General features: G+C 65.6%; 16 protein-coding genes. 4 read left to right on the top strand and 12 right to left on the bottom strand.

Annotated elements, in window-relative coordinates; all coding sequences use genetic code 11:
* Positions 1-5: 5 nt before the first annotated feature.
* Positions 6-1,475: a cytochrome ubiquinol oxidase subunit I gene (locus AB0O58_RS22830; protein ID WP_366238836.1), complete on the bottom strand. Its 1,470-nt coding sequence runs from the start codon at positions 1,473-1,475 to the stop codon at positions 6-8.
* 131 nt (positions 1,476-1,606) lie between these two features.
* A complete protein-coding gene (locus tag AB0O58_RS22825) occupies positions 1,607-2,473 on the bottom strand; it encodes an aminodeoxychorismate lyase (protein ID WP_032373759.1) in 867 nt (288 codons plus the stop codon).
* Positions 2,474-2,518: 45 nt separating this feature from the next.
* Here AB0O58_RS22825 and AB0O58_RS22820 point away from each other — a divergent pair, with 45 nt between their 5' ends.
* The 3 genes from AB0O58_RS22820 (at position 2,519) to AB0O58_RS22810 (ending at position 4,721) form a co-directional block, all read left to right on the top strand.
* Positions 2,519-3,640, top strand: a complete 1,122-nt coding sequence (locus AB0O58_RS22820; RefSeq protein ID WP_032373771.1) for a folate-binding protein YgfZ — start codon at positions 2,519-2,521, stop codon at positions 3,638-3,640.
* The gene (locus AB0O58_RS22815) at positions 3,637-4,275 is read left to right on the top strand and encodes an MOSC domain-containing protein (RefSeq protein WP_287452854.1); all 639 of its coding nucleotides are present in this window, start codon (positions 3,637-3,639) and stop codon (positions 4,273-4,275) included. The genes AB0O58_RS22820 and AB0O58_RS22815 overlap by 4 nt, the downstream gene beginning before the upstream one ends.
* Before the next feature lie 248 nt (positions 4,276-4,523).
* Entirely contained in the window at positions 4,524-4,721 is a 198-nt protein-coding gene (locus AB0O58_RS22810) for a DUF3073 domain-containing protein (protein WP_072692062.1), read from the top strand.
* Between the two features lie 74 nt (positions 4,722-4,795).
* On the opposite strand, the gene purM is transcribed toward AB0O58_RS22810, so the two are convergent.
* The 10 genes from purM to purL all read right to left on the bottom strand — a co-directional run bounded on the left by purM (position 4,796) and on the right by purL (position 18,317).
* On the bottom strand, positions 4,796-5,896 hold the full coding sequence (gene purM / locus AB0O58_RS22805) for a phosphoribosylformylglycinamidine cyclo-ligase (RefSeq protein WP_027495851.1): 1,101 nt from the start codon (positions 5,894-5,896) through the stop codon (positions 4,796-4,798).
* A 111-nt stretch (positions 5,897-6,007) separates the two neighbouring features.
* The gene (locus AB0O58_RS22800) at positions 6,008-7,678 is read right to left on the bottom strand and encodes an ABC transporter ATP-binding protein (protein ID WP_366238835.1); all 1,671 of its coding nucleotides are present in this window, start codon (positions 7,676-7,678) and stop codon (positions 6,008-6,010) included.
* Positions 7,675-8,643, bottom strand: coding sequence for an ABC transporter permease (locus AB0O58_RS22795; RefSeq protein WP_032367489.1), 969 nt, complete (start codon positions 8,641-8,643; stop codon positions 7,675-7,677). The genes AB0O58_RS22800 and AB0O58_RS22795 overlap by 4 nt, the downstream gene beginning before the upstream one ends.
* Positions 8,643-9,638 carry an ABC transporter permease gene (locus tag AB0O58_RS22790; protein WP_032367512.1) on the bottom strand — a complete coding sequence of 332 codons (996 nt, stop codon included), beginning with the start codon at positions 9,636-9,638 and terminating at the stop codon, positions 8,643-8,645. Before AB0O58_RS22790 ends, AB0O58_RS22795 begins: the two co-directional genes overlap by 1 nt.
* Before the next feature lie 96 nt (positions 9,639-9,734).
* Positions 9,735-11,402: an ABC transporter substrate-binding protein gene (locus AB0O58_RS22785; protein ID WP_366238834.1), complete on the bottom strand. Its 1,668-nt coding sequence runs from the start codon at positions 11,400-11,402 to the stop codon at positions 9,735-9,737.
* A 112-nt stretch (positions 11,403-11,514) separates the two neighbouring features.
* Positions 11,515-13,077, bottom strand: coding sequence for an amidophosphoribosyltransferase (gene purF / locus AB0O58_RS22780; RefSeq protein ID WP_032367510.1), 1,563 nt, complete (start codon positions 13,075-13,077; stop codon positions 11,515-11,517).
* Between the two features lie 124 nt (positions 13,078-13,201).
* Positions 13,202-13,588 (bottom strand): sterol carrier family protein, encoded by a 387-nt coding sequence (locus AB0O58_RS22775; protein ID WP_205025401.1) that lies wholly within the window; start codon positions 13,586-13,588, stop codon positions 13,202-13,204.
* Positions 13,589-13,594: 6 nt separating this feature from the next.
* Positions 13,595-14,221 carry a CPBP family intramembrane glutamic endopeptidase gene (locus tag AB0O58_RS22770; RefSeq protein ID WP_230591140.1) on the bottom strand — a complete coding sequence of 209 codons (627 nt, stop codon included), beginning with the start codon at positions 14,219-14,221 and terminating at the stop codon, positions 13,595-13,597.
* Positions 14,218-15,894, bottom strand: a complete 1,677-nt coding sequence (locus tag AB0O58_RS22765) for an alpha/beta-hydrolase family protein (RefSeq protein WP_230073742.1) — start codon at positions 15,892-15,894, stop codon at positions 14,218-14,220. Before AB0O58_RS22765 ends, AB0O58_RS22770 begins: the two co-directional genes overlap by 4 nt.
* A 131-nt stretch (positions 15,895-16,025) precedes the next feature.
* Positions 16,026-18,317: a phosphoribosylformylglycinamidine synthase subunit PurL gene (gene purL, locus AB0O58_RS22760; RefSeq protein WP_032367486.1), complete on the bottom strand. Its 2,292-nt coding sequence runs from the start codon at positions 18,315-18,317 to the stop codon at positions 16,026-16,028.
* Positions 18,318-18,420: 103 nt separating this feature from the next.
* Between purL and AB0O58_RS22755 the strand changes: the two genes are divergently transcribed.
* On the top strand, positions 18,421-19,185 hold the full coding sequence (locus AB0O58_RS22755) for a nucleoside phosphorylase (RefSeq protein WP_228139152.1): 765 nt from the start codon (positions 18,421-18,423) through the stop codon (positions 19,183-19,185).
* Positions 19,186-19,292 lie beyond the last annotated feature (107 nt).

The raw sequence follows: 19,292 nt of genomic DNA, 5'->3' as shown, positions 1-19,292 counted from the left end.
ATCCCCTAGTACGCGAACGAGAGCTGCTTGGGCTCATCGTCTTCCGATTCCGGTGGGTCGACGTGCGGGTGCGCGTCGTGGTCGAGAGGTCCTTCGATGACGTAGCGTCGAAGCAGGTAGAACCAGACACCTCCGAGAGCGGCGTACAGCAGTGTGAACGTCACCAGCGAGGCGACGACGAGGCCGACGGGATGGTCGGAGACGCCTTGGTCGACGGTGAGCCGGATCTGATCGACTCCCGAGAGGTTGGGCGCGACAACCCATGGCTGACGCCCCATTTCGGTGAAGATCCAGCCGGCGCTGTTGGCCAGGAACGGCGTCGGAATGGCCAGCAGTGACAGCCAGGAGAACCACTTCTGGTCGGGAATCCGGCCACCTCGGGTGACCCACAGTCCCGCGACAGCGAGCAGGGCGGAGCCTGCGGCCAGACCGATCATCATTCGGAAGGCCCAGTAGGTGACGAACAGGTTGGGCTTGTAGTTGCCCGGTCCGAACTGCTGCTCGTATTGATCCTGTAGTTGATTGACGCCCTGCACGGTGGCACCGAAGTCGTTCTCCGCCAGGAACGACGTGAGGCCGGGGATCGAGATGAGGTGCACCACGGATTCGCAGTTGTTGTGGGTACCCACGGTCAGGAGCGAGAAGCTGGCTCCGGTTTCGGTGTCGCACAACGATTCTGCGGAGGCCATCTTCATCGGCTGCTGCTCGAACATGAGCTTGCCCTGAATGTCTCCGGTGATGGCGAGCGCCCCACCCGCAACGATCATGACGATGAACGACATGCGCGCTGCCGATCGGAACATCGAGCGCGAGTCGGTGGCTGGTTCATCCAGCTTCTTCTTGCGCGCCTCGCGCACCATCCACCAACCGGAGATGCCGGCGACGAAGGTTGCGGCGGTGAGGAATGCACCTGCTACCGCGTGCGGGAAGGCCGCCAGCGCAGTGTTGTTGGTGAGCAGCGCCCAGATATCGGTCAGCTCGGCGCGGCCGGTTTCTTCGTTGTAGATCGCGCCGACGGGATGCTGCATCCAGGAGTTGGCCGCGATGATGAAGAAGGCCGAGGCGTTGACGCCGATGGCGACGAGCCAAATGGTCGCCAGGTGAACGAGTTTGGGTAGTCTGCTCCATCCGAAGATCCACAGACCGAGGAACGTGGACTCGAGGAAGAACGCGACCAGTCCTTCGAGTGCGAGGGGTGCACCGAACACGTCACCGACGAATCGTGAGTATTCGCTCCAGTTCATCCCGAACTGGAACTCCTGCACGATTCCCGTCGCGACGCCGAGTGCGAAGTTGATGAGGAACAGCTTGCCGAAGAACTTGGTCAGTCGATACCAGGAATCCTTGCCGGTGATCACCCACATGGTCTGCATGGCCGCCACCATCGGCGCGAGGCCGATGGTGAGGGGTACGAGAATGAAGTGATAAACGGTGGTGATACCGAACTGCCACCGCGAGACATCCAACGCGTCCATCGATACTCCGAACTCTTCCACCCGAGCTGTGACGGGCAACACCGCAGGTCAGGGCATTGGCCCGCGACTGATTCGAATGTACTACTACGAGTAGTAGTAGGGAAGAGTCTTTCGACAGGGCCGTTGGGCCCTCAGAGCATCCGGACGGTCTCCACCGCGAGATCGACCATCTCGGGCACCTCGTCCGCGCGGCTGGGCCGCCCCAGAACGACGCCGTTCATCGATGTCACCCGCGCCGCCAGCGTGACGCTCGAAACCAGCCAAACACCCTCCGCTGCAATGAGATCCGCTGGATACAGATGTCCGTGCTCGCACGTCCAGCCGGCCGCCTCGGCCACCGAGAACAGGGCGGCAACTGTGGTGCCCGCCAGGATGCCCTGCTCGACCGACGGTGTGACGAGAGTCTTACCGCGCGCCACCACCACCGTCGACCGGGGTCCCTCGAGCACTCTGCCCTCGCTGCTGAGGTAGATCACGTCGTCCACGCCCTGGCGGGCAGCGTGGCGCAGCGCGGCCATGTTGGTCGCGTACGACAACGTCTTCGCGCCTGCCAGCTGCCACGGCGCACCGGCGGAGAAGTCGACCGAGTAGCCCCGATCGAGCGTCATCACCGACACCCCGTTCTCCCGGGCGTTTCGCACTCGACCCGGCAGTGGCCCCAGCGTCACGAACGCCGTCGGATCGCCGCCGCCCTCACGACCACGGCTCAGCACCAACCGCAGAACGCCCTCGTCCGTGGACTTCTCCGTCCACAGGCCGACCGACTGCTCGATCACTGCGCGCCAGGCATCCGGATCGGGGACGGGAAGATCCAGGGCCGCCGCCGACACGGCCAGACGCGCCAGGTGCAGCTCGACGCCGCAGGCCGAGCCGTCACGCACCAGCAGCGTCTCGAACGCGCCGTCACCACGCACGGCAGCCAGATCGTCGGCGAACAGCAACGGCCGATCCGCGTCGTGCACTCGGCCGTCCAACGTCACCACTACCGACTCCGACATGCCGCCACCCTAAAGGCTGTGGCCGGGTGCTCCTACTATGGAGTGGTGTCCGATCCTGTGACGATCACCCCGAGTCCTCTTCTCACTCTCCCCGGCGCAGTGCCCTCTCCCGACGACAGCGTCGATGCCGGCGTCGCCTGGCACTACGGCAATCCGTTCGGCGAACAACGCAGTGCCGTCAGCGCAGCCGCCGTCATCGATCGATCCCACCGATTCGTGCTCGCCATCAGCGGCGACGAGCGCTCGAGCTGGCTGAACACGATCTCGAGCCAGCTCGTCTCGGACCTGCCCGACGGCAGCTCGGCCGAAAACCTGAGCCTGGACGTCAACGGCCGGATCGAGCATCACTTCGTACAGACCGATCTGGGCGGGATCACCTACATCGATACCGAACATGCACAGGGACCGGATCTGCTGTCGTTCCTGAAGAAGATGGTCTTCTGGGCCAAGGCCGAACCTCGCGAGGCCGACGAACTCGCCGTTCTCTCCGTCCTCGGATCCGACGCGGCATCGATTCTGGACAAGGCGGGACTCCCGGTTCCGAGCGAGATCTACGGCGCGTCGGCAGTGGACGGCGGCGGCTTCGTCCGGCGGATGCCCTGGCCGGGTCCCAATTCGTACGACGTCGTCGTCCCCCGAGCAGGTCTGAGCAACTGGTTCCTTCGCCTCCGCGACGCCGGTGCCGCCCCGGCCGGAACCTGGGCGTACGAGGCGTTGCGGGTCGAATCGGTGCGACCGCGGGTGGGCGTGGACACGGACGAGAAGACCATTCCGCACGAGGTCCGATGGATCGGCAGTGCAGCCGAGTTCGGGGCGGTTCATCTGGAGAAGGGCTGCTATCGCGGGCAGGAGACCGTCTCGCGGGTGCACAACCTCGGTCGACCGCCGCGTCACCTGGTACTCCTGCATCTCGACGGTTCCGCCGACGGACGGCCCGAGACCGGCGACCCTGTCACCGCCGGTGGCCGCGCGGTGGGGCGTCTGGGGACCGTTGTCGACCACTTCGAGCTCGGGCCCGTTGCCCTCGCGCTGGTCAAGAGAACGATTCCGGTGGACACCGCCCTGGAGGCGGGTCCGTGTGCGGCGTCGATCGACCCCGACTCCATCCCCTCGTACGACGACGTGCAGGCCGGCCGCGCGGCCGTCGATCGCCTACGCGGCCGGTGACCGGGACCGTCTCGGCGGTCTGCGTGGTGCATGCCGACGTCCCGTTCGGGCGGCGCGGCGTCGTAGACAGCGGCATCGACAAGCGGCCCGTGCACGGCCCGGTGGATGTGCACGAGCTCGGCATCGGCGGGGACCACTGTCGCGACACCAAGTTCCACGGTGGTCTCGATCAAGCCGTGTACGCCTACGACGAGGCAGAAGCCCGGTACTGGGCCGATCAGCTGGGTGCGCCCGTCGAGCCAGGACGGTTCGGCGAGAATCTGCGGACCAGCGGCGTCCCGGTGACCGACGCGGTGATCGGGACGCGGTGGCGCATCGGCACGGTGACGCTGGAGGCAACCATCGCACGCAAGCCCTGCGGCACGTTCGCGCGGTGGATGGGCGAGCCGGGGTGGGTTCGCCGATTCACGGCCCGGGGAGATGTGGGCGCTTACTTCCGAGTGCTCGAGCCCGGGGTCTTCGCCGCCGGTGATTCGGTGACGGTCGAATCGGTTCCTGGGCACGCGGTGACGGTGCGGATGCTCTTCGAGGGCCGGGACGCCGCGGCGATGCAGACTCTTCTGGACGAGCCCGGATTGGCACCGAAGGTGTACCGCGACGCGGCGGCGGCGCTGAAATCGTCGCGGAGGCCATGACGCGCAGCACTACTGTTTTCGTGTCGTAGCGCGAAAATAGTTCGCCTGAGCACGGATATGCGCAGGTACAGGCAGCGCGGACCCCTGCCCCGGGCGTGTCGCGCCGCCGGGCCCGGCTTCGACACGTGGTGCCGTATGCGCATCGCGGCGATTCGCGCGCTAGAGTGTGTGCCAGGAAGAAATACCAACTCTAACGGGGCCGCCAAATTTCCCCAGGCCGCCCCGCAAGTCCGCGAGGGGGCACCGCCATGGGCCGAGGCAGGGCTAAGGCAAAGCAGACAAAGGTCGCTCGTGAGCTCAAGTACAGCTCGCCGACAACGGACTTGGAGAGTCTGCAAAGAGAGCTCTCCGGTGGTTCGTCCAACTCCCATCGTGGCGGCATCCACTCTGACTCGGATGTGCATTCCCGAGTCGAGGAAGACGAGTACGAGGACTGGCGACGCTAGAAACTGTGCACTGAACGACTGAGGGGGAGCCGCACCGCGGCTCCCCCTCACTTGTTCGTCGTGTGACCGGTCGGTCAGAACCTCGGGTGGTTACCCAGCAGCAGCGCTCGCTCATCGGCGACGTCCTTGCCCGCAGCCTTCTTGACCGTGCCGAGAGTCCAGCAGTCGATGTGGCGTGCGGTCAGTACCGCCAGAGCACGATCGACGTCCTCGGGGGCGACGATCGCGACCATGCCGACACCCATGTTGAACGTCTGCTCCATCTCGGCCCGCTCGACGCGTCCGCGCTGCGCGATGAGGGAAAAGATCGGGGCCGGGCTCCACGTGGTCCGATCGAGTTCGGCCACGAGACCCTCGGGCATGACGCGCGAGAGGTTGTTGGCGAGTCCGCCGCCCGTCACGTGGCAGAACGTGCGCACGTCGGTCTCGGCCGCGAGTGCGAGGCAGTCCTTGGCGTAGATCTTCGTCGGCTCGAGCAGTTCCTCGCCGAGTGTGCGGCCGAACTCCTCGACGTGTCCGCCGAGATCCATGTGGTTGATCTCGAGCAGCACCTTGCGAGCGAGCGAGTAGCCGTTGGAATGCAGACCGGACGATCCCATGCCGATGACGACGTCGCCGGGACGCACGCGCTCGGGTCCGAGGATCGAGTCCGCCTCCACGACGCCGATGCCGGTGGCAGAAAGGTCGTAGTCACCGTCGGCCATCAGCCCCGGGTGTTCGGCCGTCTCGCCGCCGAGCAAGGCACAACCGGCGATGATGCAGCCCTCGGCGATGCCCTTGACCAGTTCCGCGACCTGCTCGGGAACGACACGGCCGACGGCGATGTAGTCCTGCAGGAACAGCGGCTCGGCTCCGCACACGACCAGATCGTCGACGACCATGGCCACGAGGTCGAGACCCAGGGTGTCGTGCTTGCCGAGGGCCTGGGCGACGGCGACCTTCGTGCCGACTCCGTCGGTCGAGGCAGCCAGGACCGGCTCGCGGTAGTCGCCCTTGAGCGCGAACAGACCGGCGAAACCACCGAGACCGCCCATGACCTCGGGCCTGCTGGCCTTCTTGGCGAGTGGCGCGAACAGTTGAACTGCTCGGTCTCCTGCGGCGATATCGACCCCGGCCGCCGCGTAGGAGGCACCGCCCGAGTGAGTTGCGCTCGTGGGTTGGGATTCCTCGGTCATTCGGCTCCAGCCTGTGTACTCGTTCATGTCAGCGCCCCCAAGCACGCGAACCGTGCGTAGCGGCGCAGATAGCGCCCTAACGGTACCGGAGTGCCCGCTGGCGGGAAGAATTTACGTGCGCAGCCGCTTGCCCGGGATGGCGGCCAACAGCTTCTTCGTGTACTCCTCCTCCGGCGAGCGCAGAATCTTCCACGGCGTGCCCTGCTCGACGACCTGGCCGCCCCGCAGCACCACCACCCGATGTGCGACGCGATCGACCACCGCCAGATCGTGGCTGATGAACAGGCAGGCGAAACCGAACTCCCGCTGCAGCGCCTCGAACAGGTCGAGCACGGCCGCCTGGACCGAGACGTCGAGTGCACTGGTCGGCTCGTCCGCGACCACCAGATCCGGTCCCAGCACCAGTGCCCGCGCCAGGCTGACGCGTTGCCGTTGCCCACCGGACAGCTCGTGCGGGTAACGCTTGTCGGTGCCGGACGGTAGTTGCACGGCGTCGAGCAGCTCGGTGGTCCTGGCCGCGATCGCATCCTTGGAGCCGTACTTGTGCACGATCATCGGCTCGGCGATGCACTGTCCGACGGTGAGCCGCGGGTTCAGCGACGCCGACGGGTCTTGGAAGACGAAGCCGAATCGCTTGCGCAAGGGCTTGAGCTTGCGCTCGCTCACGCCGGCGATGTTCTGTCCCATCACCGTCACGCTGCCGCTGGTCGGCTTCTGGAGCGCTGCAACGCACCTGCCGATCGTCGACTTACCCGAGCCCGATTCGCCCACCAGACCGAGGGTTTCGCCGCGGTGGATGGTCAGCGAGACGTCGTCGACCGCTCGGAATGCCGAGGAGCCGACCCCACCGGAGAACTGCACCACCAGCTGCGAGACCTCGAGTACCGGCTCGCCCGACGTGTCGACGGTCTTGTCCGACTCCACTGCAGCAAGGGTCGGCACCGCGGCCAGCAGCTTTTTGGTGTACTCGTCTTCGGGGGCGTCGAACAGCTGTGCCACCGGCGCTTCCTCGACGACTCGGCCGTTCTGCATGACGACGACGCGGTCCGCCAGATCGGACACGACGCCCATGCTGTGGGTGATCAGCACGATGGCGCACCCGAGCCGGTCTTTCAGATCGCGCAGCAGCTCGAGGATCTCGGCCTGCACAGTGACGTCGAGGGCGGTGGTCGGCTCGTCGGCGATGATGACTTTCGCCTCGCAGGAGATCGCGATCGCGATCATGACGCGTTGCTTCTGGCCACCGGAGAGCTCGTGTGGGTAGTACGAGAAGCGCTGCTCGGGGTTCGGCAACCCCACCATCGTCAACAACTCGATGGCCCGCGCCTTGGCATCCTTACTGCCCATCCGTTTACCGTCCGTACTTCGGGTCGTTCCGCCGGCTCCACTCCTGGCGCGGGTGTGCGCGCGCAACGCCTCGACGATCTGATACCCGATGGTGAACAGCGGATCGAGAGCACTGCCCGGCTCCTGGAACACCATCGAGATCTTGTTGCCCCGCAGCCTCGCCCACGCCTTGTCGTTCAGCGTGGTGACGTCCTGCCCGCCGAGAACCACGTGCCCGTCGACTCGCGCGGTATCGGGCAGCAGCCCGATGGCGGAGCGGACACTGACGGATTTACCCGACCCCGACTCCCCCACGACGGCGAGAACTTCACCGGGATAGACCTCGAACGAGACCTCGGTGACGGCATCGACTTCGCCGGCATCGGTGACGAACGAAACGGACAACGACTGCACCGACAATGCGGACTCGCGTGGAGTCACGACACTCGATGTCATACCTTCACCGCCTTCTTGAACTTCTTGCGAGTGCGCAGCAGCGGATTGAGTGTCTCGCTTGCACTTTCACCGACCATGGTCAGACCGAGGACCACCAGCACGATGCCCAGGCCTGGGAACACCGACGTCCACCAGATGCCGTTGGAGATGTCCGGTAGGGCCTTGTTGATGTCGTATCCCCACTCCGAGGCGGAGGTCGGCTCGATCCCGAACCCGAGGAAACCGAGCCCGGCGAGGGTGAGGATGGCCTCGGCTCCGTTGAGCGTGATGATGACCGGCAGTGTCTGCACCACGTTGGCGAGTATGTGCCGGAACAGAATTCGCGGCGTGCCGGCTCCGGTCACCCGCGCGGCGTCGACGTACGGTTCGGTCTTGACGGCGACCGTCGCGTTGCGGACCACCCGGAAGTACTGGGGCACGAAGATCGCCGTGATGGCGATGGCCGCGGAGGCGATACCGCCGAAACTCGACGACTGACCGCCTGCCACGACGATCGAGATGACCACGGCGAGAAGCAGAGACGGGAATGCGTACATCGCGTCCATGAACAGCACGAGCACCCGGTCGAACCAGCGGCCGATGTAGCCCGAGGCCAGACCGAGCGGAACGCCGATGATCAGGGACAGCACCAGAGACGAGGCGATGACCATCAATGCGGTTCTGGCACCGTAGATTACCCGCGAGAACACGTCCTCACCGCGAACCGAGGTACCGAACCAGTGATCCGCGGACGGCGCGGCTTGGCGGGCGAAATCCGCACCGGCGTCACTGGTCTGCGAGAAACCGTACGGCGCGAGAATCGGCGCGAACAGCGCCGCGATCACGAACCCAACCATCAGCGCCAACCCGACGATGAGCGTGACCCGCTGCAATCCCGAGGTGGACTTCACGAACGCGACGCCGGGGAACCCTCTGCGGTGCGGACGGGTGGGAGGGACGTCGGACAGCACGACTTCGGTGCTCATCAGAACCTCACTCTCGGGTCGATGAGGGCGACGATCGCGTCGGTGACGAAGCTGACGACGGCGACCACCACGGCCAGGAACGTCACGATGCCTTGCACGGCAACGAAATCGCGGGCCTGCAGATAACGGGCGAGTTCGTAGCCCAGTCCTTGCCACTCGAAGGTCGTCTCGGTGAGTACGGCACCGCCGAGGAGGACGGCGATCTGCAGTCCGATGACGGTGACGATGGGAATCATGGCGTTACGGAACGCATGTCGCCTCGTCACCGTGCCCTCGCTCAACCCGCGCGCGCGGGCGGCGTCGACGAACGGCGCCTGCAACGTCTGAATCAGGTTGACTCGCACCAATCGCAGGAACACACCGGCCGTCAGCAGTCCGAGCGCAAGAGCGGGCAGAACCGCGTGCTCGAGCACGTCGACGGTGTAACCGGTGTCGCCGTACAGGAACGAGTCGATGATCAGAATGTTCGTCTTCGGGGAGACGTTCTGCAGTGCCAGTTCGACATTGGTACTGGCCCGCCCGGCGACCGGCAGCCAGCCGAGCTTGACGGCGAACAGCAGCTTGAGCAGCATGCCGACGAAGAATACCGGGGCCGCGTACGCCAGGATCGCGAAGATTCGCAGCGACGCATCACCGAACCGGTCGCGATGGGTGGCGGCGTAGAACCCGAGCGGGATGCCGACCGCGAACGCGACGAGCAGCGCCCAGAACGCCAATTCCAGTGTGGCAGCACCGTTGACGAGCAGGACGTCACTGATCGCGCGATTGTCGGTGGCGGAGCGGCCGAAGTCGCCGCGCAACAACCCGGTCAGGTACTCCCAGTACTGCGTCAGGATCGGCCGGTCGTATCCGGCCTCGGCCTTGCGCTGGGCGATCTGTTCGGCGGGTAGTCGACCGCCGAGGGCGGCGGTGATCGGGTCACCGATCACACGCATGAGAAAGAAGACGACGGTGACGAGAATCCAGGCAGTCGGGATGATCAACAGAAACCTGATCCCGAGATAGCGGGCGAGCGCGCCGTATCGTGACGGCGCGCTCGCCTGCTGCGCTTTCTTCTCCCCTACCGGCGTCTGTGCGGTAGCGGGCACCGGTCAGCTCTTGGCGAGAGTGACGAAGCGGAACTTGAACGAGGCGTCGAGGGTCTCGTCCACACCGCTGATCTCATCGGTGGCGACGGCGATCTGCTTGCCCTCCAACAGCGGAAGGGTCGGCAGGTAGTTGGTCGCGAGCTCGGTCTGAATCTGTCCGATGATCTGCATCCGTGCGTTCTCGTCGGCCGTCGTGCGCTCGAGGTCGAGCAGTGACGTGATCTCCGGGTTCTCGAAATGCGACTGGAGGAAGTTGTCCGGCCCGAAGAACGGCGTCAGGTAGTTGTCTGCATCGGGGTAGTCCGGGAACCAGCCGAGCTGGTAGACCGGGTACGCGTCGGCGACGCGTTCCTTGGTGTAGGTGCTCCACTCGGTGGACTGCAGGTTCACATTGAACAAGCCCGTCGCGTCGAGCTGACTCTTGATCGCGGCGTACTCCTCGCTCGAGCTCGAGCCGTAGTGATCCGGGTTGTACTGCAGGTTGAGCTGGATCGGAGTGGCCACGCCTGCGGCCGAGAGGAACCCGGCAGCCTCGTCTTTGTTGGGGGTCTCACCGTAGACGTCGGAGAAGGCCTTGTTCGAACCCTCCAGACCGGTCGGCACCACGGAGTACAGCGGGGTGTAGGTGCCCTTGTAGACGCCGTCGGAGAGCGCCTGGCGATCGACCGAGGCAGCAATTGCTTTGCGTACGGCCAACTTCTGCTCGGCGGTGTTGCCGGGCATCGTGTTCATGTTGAAGACCATGTAGCGGGACTCGCCGCCGGGGCCCTCGTGCACCGTCAGGCCGTCGACGGCTCCCAGCGATTCGACGTCGGTCGGGGTGAGGGAACGCCATGCCACATCGATGGCCTTGTTCTGCACATCGAGCTTCAGGTTGTCGGAGCTGGTGTAGTACTTCACGTTGACCGACGACGTCTTCGGGGTGCCGAGAATGCCGTTGTAGTCACCGTTGGCCACGAAGCTGACGAGTGAGTTCTTGCCATAGCTGGAGATGGAGTACGGGCCGGCGAACGGCTTGCCCGCAACCACTGCGTCGTCGTCGAGCACCTTGTCGGCCGGGAACACCGTCTGGTCGACGATCGGGCCCGCGGGTGTCGCGAGGATCTGCGGGAACGTCTGATCGTTGGCCGCTTTGAGGGTGAACTCGACGGTCTTCTCGTCCGGTGTCGCGATGCTGTCGAGATTGGTCAGCAGCGACGCCGGACCGTTCGGATCGTTGATCGCGACGATGCGGTCGAACGAGAACTTGACGCTCTCGCTCGTCAGCGGATTGCCGTTGGCGAACTTCAGGTCGTCCTTGAGCGTGCACTTGTAGACGGTCGGCTCCGCGAAATCGCAGCTCTCGGCCGCATCGGGCTCGAGCTCGGAGCTACCGGGAGCGAAGTTCATCAGGAAGGGATACGTCTGGTTCATCACCATGAACGATCCGTTGTCGTACGAGCCGGCCGGGTCGAGCGAGGTGACCTGGTCCGTGGTGCCGACCGTGATGGTCTCACCGCCGCCGTCGCCGGATCCACCGGCGTCGGTGCGTCCCGAGCCGCACGCTGCGGCGGTCAGTGCAAGTACCGACAGTGCGGCCACTGCGGCGGTCTTCTTGCCGTGCTTACGCACAGCCGTTCGTGATGCGGCGCTGTAGCGCTGCATGCGTCCGTCGTCGGGCGACAGGGTCATCTGAGCCTCTATCCAATCGGTGTGTCCTATGTAACTCGGGACAGTACCGATGGACTGTTTCCAATATGTGGCATTGAGAAAACCCTGCTGTTCCCTAACGGAAAAGACCAGGTCAAGGACGGCTGAGAGCGCTCACATTCGCGTCGTTGTCCACCGGTTGCCCAGCGGCCGACGCCAGCAGACCCTCGAGCACGTGCTTGCCTAGTGCATTGTCCGCGGGCAGATCGATGGGGTACTTCCCGGTGAAACATGCTGCACACAAGCGCGATTCGGGCTGCTCCGACGCCGCGATCATGCCGTCGATGGAGATGTAGCCCAGCGAGTCGGCACCGATGGCCTGCCGGACGCCTTCGAGGATTCCGTCCTCGGAATCGACGCCGTTGGCGATCAGCTCTGCGGGAGAAGCGAAGTCGATGCCGTAGAAGCAGGGCCACCGCACCGGCGGGGACGCGATACGTACGTGGATCTCGAGGGCACCGGCCTCGCGCAGCATCCTGATCAGCGCCCGCTGCGTGTTGCCGCGAACGATCGAATCATCCACCACCACGAGCCTTTTGCCGCGAATGACCTCTTTGAGAGGGTTGAGCTTGAGCCGGATACCGAGCTGCCGAATGGTCTGCGACGGTTGAATGAACGTGCGGCCCACGTACGCGTTCTTCATGAGCCCCTGGCCGTACGGGATTCCGGAGCCCTGGGCGAAGCCCACGGCTGCCGGAGTTCCGCTCTCGGGCACCGGGATGACCAGATCACCCTCGGCCGGGTGCTCCTTGGCGAGACGACGTCCGATTTCCACCCGAGTCGAGTGCACCGAGCGACCGCCGATGACGCTGTCGGGCCGTGCGAGATAGACGTACTCGAACACGCAGCCCTTGGGCTCGGGGGCAGCGAAACGCGAGGACCGAACGCCGTCGGCGTCGATCGCCAACAGTTCGCCGGGCTCGATGTCGCGGACGAACGCCGCACCGACGATGTCGAGTGCTGCGGTCTCGCTGGCGACGACCCAGCCGCGATCGAGGCGACCGAGGCACAGCGGCCGAACGCCGTGTGGATCACGCGCGGCGTAGAGGGTGTGCTCGTCCATGAAGGTCAGGCAGAACGCGCCTTTGAGCAGGGGCAGCAATTCCATCGCCGCCTGCTCTATGGTGCAGTCGGCGGCCTTGTGCGCCAGCAGTGCCGTCACGACATCGGAATCCGACGTCCCGTTGCCCTGCAACCGATCGCTGATCAGGCCCGCATCGCGAGCCTTGGTGGCGAGTTCTGCGAAGTTCACCAGATTGCCGTTGTGCCCGAGCGCGATACCGGTACCGGCAGTGGTGGTACGGAAGATCGGCTGCGCGTTCTCCCACGTCACCGAACCACTCGTGGAGTAACGGCAATGACCGATGGCGACGTGCCCGGGCATCGCGCCGAGCGTCTGCTCGTCGAACACCTGACTGACCAGGCCGAGATCCTTGAACACGAGCACCTGGGAGCCGTCGGACACCGCGATGCCTGCGGCTTCCTGACCACGGTGCTGCAGTGCGTAGAGGCCGTAGTAGGAGAGCTTGGCCACGTCCTCGCCCGGTGCCCACACACCGAACACTCCACACTCTTCGCGCGGCTCGTTCTCCGGCTCGTCGATGGGTTTGCCTACCAGAAGATTCGGACTGTCGACCGACAAATCGGCGTTGGTCACGGGCATTGCTCCCTAGGGGGTCCGGGGCGGGGGGCCGTGCCCAGTCTACGGGCACACGGGCTGACGCAACGCATCGTGTGTCCAGGAGATTCCCGACGGTCGAACGGCCGCTGAAATCCGGCGGTCAGGTAATGGTCAGCAACGGCAACCACCGACCCACTTCGGCGGCCCGACTGCCGGACGCATCGATCGAGCCGTCGCCGAGCGCCTCGGCGAAATCTCGGGTCCCGGTGGCCACCTGAAGCCATGTCAGAGCATCGGTTTCGACGACGTTCGGCGGGGTTCCTCTGGTGTGCCGGGGCCCGACGATGCACTGCACCGCGACGAACGGCGGCACCCGCACCTCCACCGACGACCCCGGTGCGTTCTGACCGAGAGTTCTGGCGGTGGTGCGCACGGCGGCGGCGATCTGCGCGCGTGGCGGCTTCTCGGCCTCACCTCGGATCCAGTCGGCGACGGCCAGAACGGCCTCGCGCACCTCGGCGGGACCGACCTCCTTGTGCGGTGGCATCTCCGGTCAGCTCCTCTCACGTTCGGTCGCCGCGAGATGCGCCAACACGGCACCGCTCGCGTTGAGTGCGTAGTGCAGCGCAGCAGGGGCGAGCACACTGCCGCTGCGTGCCCGCAGCCACGAGAACACCACCCCGGCGACGGTCGTCGCGGCAACGGTCCCGGCCACCGAATCCCCGGCGGCGCGGGCGGGACGAATGTGCCACAGTCCGAAGAAGACCGGCGACAGGGCAGGCGATGCCGCATCGAGCACACCGCGGAAGAGCAACTCCTCGGTCAGCACCGTCCCCACCGGAATCCGAAACAGCACCCACTCCGCGAGATCGTCCTCGGACGGACGGACGCGTCGACGCAGTGCGGGTACGGCGGCCACCACCGCAGACCCCAAGACGGGTATCGCTGCCGCAGCCGCACCCCATTTGAGCCCGGATGCGGCGTTACGCAGGCCCAGCCGTTCGGCATTCGATCCCGACACCGCAGCCACAGCGACGGCGAACGACGCGTTGGCCACTGCCCGCCCGCGGGCTCCGAGCCCGGCCGCAGGCAGCACGTATGTGCTCCACGCCGTTGTCACGAGTCCGGTCAGAATGGGTCGTTCCGCAGGCTCCACTCCGGTTGCCAGAGCGGTTCTCACTTCTCGGGACCGTCACGTCCGGCGAACTGCTCCATGACGCCGCGCACTCGTTCGGTGTCGCGGTCGGTCCACCCCTCGGGAGCGGCGACGGCCACCCAGCCGTCGAGCACGAGGGTTCCGTAGTTGTGACCGTGGCCGTCGGGGACGCCCGCGGCGTTGGTCAGGTCCGCTGCCACCTGCCAGAACGTCACCACCGGGAACCAACGCATGCTCGGCAGTCGGTCCGGCCCCGGCGGCTCGGACAGCCAGTCCGGACGCTCGAACAGCAGGTCCGGTGACCACCAGACCACCGGATCCGACGCATGCTGGACGTACAGGATGCGCGGGGCGTACCAGGGCTGATCCTCCGGTGGGATGCCCGACGAATTGTCGGCGAAGCGAACCGTCAGGCCCTCGGAGTACACCGGCCGAACCTCGGGGCTGCCCGGATCACGCCTGCTGACGAACTGACTCCAGATGCGGTTGTCGTTCGGCGGACCCACCCACAGGACGCCGTCGGTGGTGGCGCGGATGTCCGCCAACCCGTCGAACGCGCCTTCACCGGACTTCGTCCCCAGACTTTCGCCGTAGACGTAGAACTTGGGACGGGTGGCCTCGGGCTCCTGCAGCCACCGGTCGTGCACCTTGTCGATCAGAGCCTTGCCTGCCTGGGCCGCTTTGTCGCCCTCGGCGATGAACGAGATCCAACTCGGCAGATACGAGTACTGGGAGGCGACGGTGGCGACATCGCCGTCGAACATCAGCTCCTCGGCCTCGACGGCGGTGGGGTTGACCCAGCCGGTGCCGGTGGTCGGCACGACGATGAGGGCTTTGCGCTGGAACGCGCCGGTGCGTTCGAGTTCGGCGACGACGATGTCGAGTCGTTCGTCCTGAGTCTCCGCGGTTTCCAGTCCGGCGTAGGCCCGAATGGGTTCGAGGCTCGGACGTCCGGTGGCCCGTTCCATCTCGTCGGCTCGCAGGCCGCTGGAGACGAAGTTGCGACCCTCGAATCCGAGTGTGTCCCACGGTGCCAACGAGTTCGGGCTACCCGACCTCTCGTCGGCGACGGGTTGTTCTGTGCCCTCTCGCGTTTCGTTGTTCTGCAGACTGAACACCGAGTTGGTCACCTCGGAGACCGCACGCAGCAGCACACCCTGAACCAGGGCGACGACCAGAACCACCAGGACGATCACGCCGAGTGCGTTGGCCACCTCGCGTGGCATCTTGACGATGCGATTGATCTGACGGGCGAGCAATCGGACGACGTCGCGCAGCACCCGCGAGATCGAGATGAGCAGTGCGGCAATGGCAATGCTCAACGCTCCGGTGCGGAGGTACCCCGTCGTGGTGGTCCCCTCCGCGTCCATGAGCGCGGCGAGTTCACGCTGCCACTGCGCCGAGACCGCCAGCATGATCATCGACGCAGCGACGGCGACGACGAGTACGACGACCTTGACTGCAAGTTCGACCTTGCGCGGCAATGGCCACCACGAACGCGACGACAGCCACCATCGCGTCACCGCCCATCCCACGGCCACCCCGAAGGCGTACCCGATAGCCGAGTTGATGCCGCCGATGATGCCCTGGAACAGCCATCCACGAGGCAGCAGCGACGGCGTCAGCGACCAGCAGAAGAACAACGCGCTGAACGCGATTCCGGTGAAGTCCAGACGCAGCAGGCCCCACGACCACATGACGAACGGATGCTTCTCCGGCGACGGAGCCGAGAACTCCACCGTCGGAAAGTGATACCGATGATGCTGATCCTGCTCGAGTGTGGGCTCGGTCCCCCTTCGACGCTCCGATACCTGTCCCCCCACCTCGGTCAGCCGAAGAGTCTGGGAAGAGTGCTCTCGAACGTCTCCCGCAGTTCCGTCATCGGCACGGAGAACTGCCCCTGGACCTCGATCGAATCCGAGCCCTCGTCGACGACGCCCACTCGCGCCCACGGAAGTCCGCGTGCGGTGCACATGCCGGTGAACCTGGTCTCCTCGGTGCGCGGCACGGCGACCAGCACCCGGCCGGAGGATTCGGAGAACAAGGTCACGAACGGATCTGCGCCCTCGGGAACGATGATGCGGCACCCGGTTTCGCCGGCCAATGCTGCCTCGACGACGGCCTGAGCGAGACCACCCTCGGACAGGTCGTGGGCAGCCGAGACCAGGCCGTCGCGGGAGGATGCGAGCAGGATGTCTGCCAACAACTGCTCCCGAGCGAGATCGACCTTCGGCGGAACGCCGCCGAGGTGATCGTGCTCGACCTGCGCCCAGATGGACCCGTCGAACTCGTCGTGGGTCTCCCCCAGCAGGATGAGTGTCTCGCCGGGCTCGAGGCCGAGTCCCGTCGGGATGCGGCGATGGACGTCGTCGATGACGCCCAGTACTCCGACCACGGGGGTCGGCAGGATCGGCTCGGCACCGGTCTGGTTGTAGAAGCTGACGTTGCCGCCGGTGACCGGGATCCCGAGGGTGACGCACCCGTCCGCCAAACCGCGTACGGCCTGCTGGAACTGCCACATGACACCCGGGTCCTCCGGAGAGCCGAAGTTCAGGCAGTTGGTGACGGCCTTGGGAGTGGCACCGGTGACCGCGACGTTGCGGAACGCCTCGGCCAGAGCCAGCTGCGCGCCCTGGTATGGGTCGAGTGCGGTGTAGCGGCCCGACGCGTCGGTGGCCAAAGCGATTCCGCGACCGGTCTTCTCGTCGATGCGGATGACGCCTGCATCGGCGTTCTCGGCCAGCACGGTGTTGCCGCGGACGTAGCGGTCGTACTGCTCGGTGATGAATCGGCGGCTGCACAGCTGCGGCGAGCCGATCATCTTCAGCAGAGTGGCCTTCAGCTCGTCCGCGGTTTCCGGACGCTTCAGCGACGCCGTGCTGTTCGCGATCAACGCGTCCTGGGTGTCCGGGCGCTGCACCGGACGGTTGTACACCGGGCCTTCGTGCGCAACGGTTTTCGGCGGTACATCGACGACGGTATCGCCGTGCCAGGTGATCTGGAGGTGCTCGCCGTCGGTGACCTCACCGATGACCGTGGCCAGGACGTCCCACTTCTTGCAGACGGCCATGAACGCGTCGACGTTCTCGGGGGTCACCACGGCGCACATGCGCTCCTGGGATTCGCTCGAGAGCACCTCGGCCGGAGTCATGCCGGTGGCGCGCATCGGCACCTTGTCGAGCTCGATGTGCATGCCACCACTGCCGGCGGACGCGAGTTCCGATGTGGCGCAGGACAACCCGGCACCACCGAGGTCCTGGATGCCGACGACGAGCTTGTTCGAGTACAACTCGAGGCAGGCTTCGATGAGCACCTTCTCGGTGAACGGATCGCCCACCTGAACCGCGGGAAGCTTCTTGCGGCCCCCACCGGTCTCGTCGCCGTCGAACGTCTCCGACGCGAGCACGGACACACCGCCGATGCCGTCGAGACCCGTTCGTGCACCGAACAGAATGATCTTGTTGCCCAGGCCCGACGCGAACGCGAGATGCATGTCCTCGACCCGCATGACGCCGGCACACAGGGCGTTCAGCAGAGGGTTACCGGCGTAGGAGGCGTCGAACACCGTCTCGCCGCCGATGTTCGGGAGGCCGAGGGAGTTTCCGTACCCACCGACGCCTGCGACGATGCCGCTCAGGACACGGCGCGTATCGGGTGCATCGGCAGCACCGAATCGCAGCTGGTCCATGACGGCGATCGGGCGAGCGCCCATGGCCATGATGTCGCGGACGATGCCGCCGACGCCCGTCGCCGCACCCTGGTAGGGCTCGACGTACGACGGGTGATTGTGGCTCTCGACCTTGAACGTGACGGCCCAGCCGTCGCCGACGTCGACGACGCCCGCGTTCTCGCCGATACCGGCGAGCATCGGCTTGCGCATCTCGTCGGTGGTGGTCTCGCCGAAGTACTTCAGGTGCACCTTCGAGGACTTGTACGAGCAGTGCTCGCTCCACATGACGGAGTACATCGCCAATTCGGCGTCCGTGGGCCGGCGGCCGAGGATTTCCTTGATGCGGACGTATTCGTCGTCCTTGAGTCCGAGTTCCTTGTACGGCTGCGCAACGTCGGGGGTGGCGACGGCGTTCGAGACAGTGTCTGTGGGTACAGAGCTAGCGGACACGAGGAATAGGTCCCTTCGATGGAGCGAAATGCCAGGGAGAGTCTATAAGGTGCCGCCGACATGTACGGCATCGGACGTATCGGCCTCGTGCGAACATCACCTGATGGACATTGCACTGACCGAGGACGATCTGGACGAAACGGGCGTCATCGACCCGTCGATGGTGGCCAAGGGAGTCGACGTACCGCCGAAAGCCGTCGTCTGTTTCTTCGCCGAGGTGATCGAGAGCATCTGCGCGAAAGGCGACGCCCGCGTGGTGTCGATCATGCGCTCCGAGCACGGCGAACACCCCGTCTACGAGATCGAACGAGGCGGACAGAAACTTGCCGTCTTCCATCCCGGCGTCGGCGCGCCACTGGCCGCACTGTTCCTCGAAGAAGCCATCGCCATGGGCTGCACGCAGTTCGTCGCTGTCGGCGGTGCCGGGGCGCTGTCCGACGACCTGGGCATGGGACACGTCATGGTGGTCGACAGCGCCCTGCGCGACGAGGGCACCTCGTTCCACTACCTGCCGCCCGGTCGAGTGGTCGACGCCGATCCCGCAGGCGTCGCCGTACTCCAGTCGGTACTGACCGACGCCGGCATCGACTTCGTCACCGGCCGCTCCTGGACCACCGATGCGCTCTACCGCGAGACCCGCGGCCGAGTCTCGCGCCGCGTCGAGGAAGGCTGCCGCACGGTCGACATGGAGGCGTCGGCCTTCTGCGCCGTCGCCCGATTCCGCGGAGTCCGATTCGCGCAACTGCTGTACGCGGGAGACTCCCTGGCCGCCGACTGGGATCACCGCGGCTGGACCAAGGCAACAACGGTGCGCGAACAGTTGTTCTGGCTCGCTGCCGACGCCTGCCTGCAACTCGATCCGCTCTAGGTCTTCGGCCCACCGTTATCTTTTAGCTGGTCCTTGAAACCGAGGGCTACGGTCGCCAGACCCGGTATGACTTCTCGCCCCTGTCATCAATGATCCGGGGGGTGGTG

The sequence above is a fragment of the Rhodococcus sp. NPDC080181 genome, from assembly GCF_040702225.1.
Taxonomy (GTDB): Bacteria; Actinomycetota; Actinomycetes; order Mycobacteriales; family Mycobacteriaceae; genus Rhodococcoides; species Rhodococcoides fascians.
The sequence above is the reverse complement of the archived record's forward strand: the minus strand, read 5'-3'. Positions and strand labels throughout refer to the sequence as shown.

Coding starts and splice junctions, on each gene's coding strand:
- AB0O58_RS22810 (WP_072692062.1), top strand. CDS start 4,524: ATGGGCCGAGGCAGGGCTAAGGCAAAGCAGACAAAGGTCGCTCGTGAG.
- AB0O58_RS22775 (WP_205025401.1), bottom strand. CDS start 13,588: ATGCCACCGCACAAGGAGGTCGGTCCCGCCGAGGTGCGCGAGGCCGTT.
- purM (WP_027495851.1), bottom strand. CDS start 5,896: ATGACCGAGGAATCCCAACCCACGAGCGCAACTCACTCGGGCGGTGCC.
- AB0O58_RS22825 (WP_032373759.1), bottom strand. CDS start 2,473: ATGTCGGAGTCGGTAGTGGTGACGTTGGACGGCCGAGTGCACGACGCG.
- AB0O58_RS22765 (WP_230073742.1), bottom strand. CDS start 15,894: ATGTGGTCGTGGGGCCTGCTGCGTCTGGACTTCACCGGAATCGCGTTC.
- AB0O58_RS22800 (WP_366238835.1), bottom strand. CDS start 7,678: ATGACATCGAGTGTCGTGACTCCACGCGAGTCCGCATTGTCGGTGCAG.
- AB0O58_RS22785 (WP_366238834.1), bottom strand. CDS start 11,402: ATGACCCTGTCGCCCGACGACGGACGCATGCAGCGCTACAGCGCCGCA.
- AB0O58_RS22830 (WP_366238836.1), bottom strand. CDS start 1,475: ATGGACGCGTTGGATGTCTCGCGGTGGCAGTTCGGTATCACCACCGTT.
- AB0O58_RS22755 (WP_228139152.1), top strand. CDS start 18,421: ATGGACATTGCACTGACCGAGGACGATCTGGACGAAACGGGCGTCATC.
- AB0O58_RS22795 (WP_032367489.1), bottom strand. CDS start 8,643: ATGAGCACCGAAGTCGTGCTGTCCGACGTCCCTCCCACCCGTCCGCAC.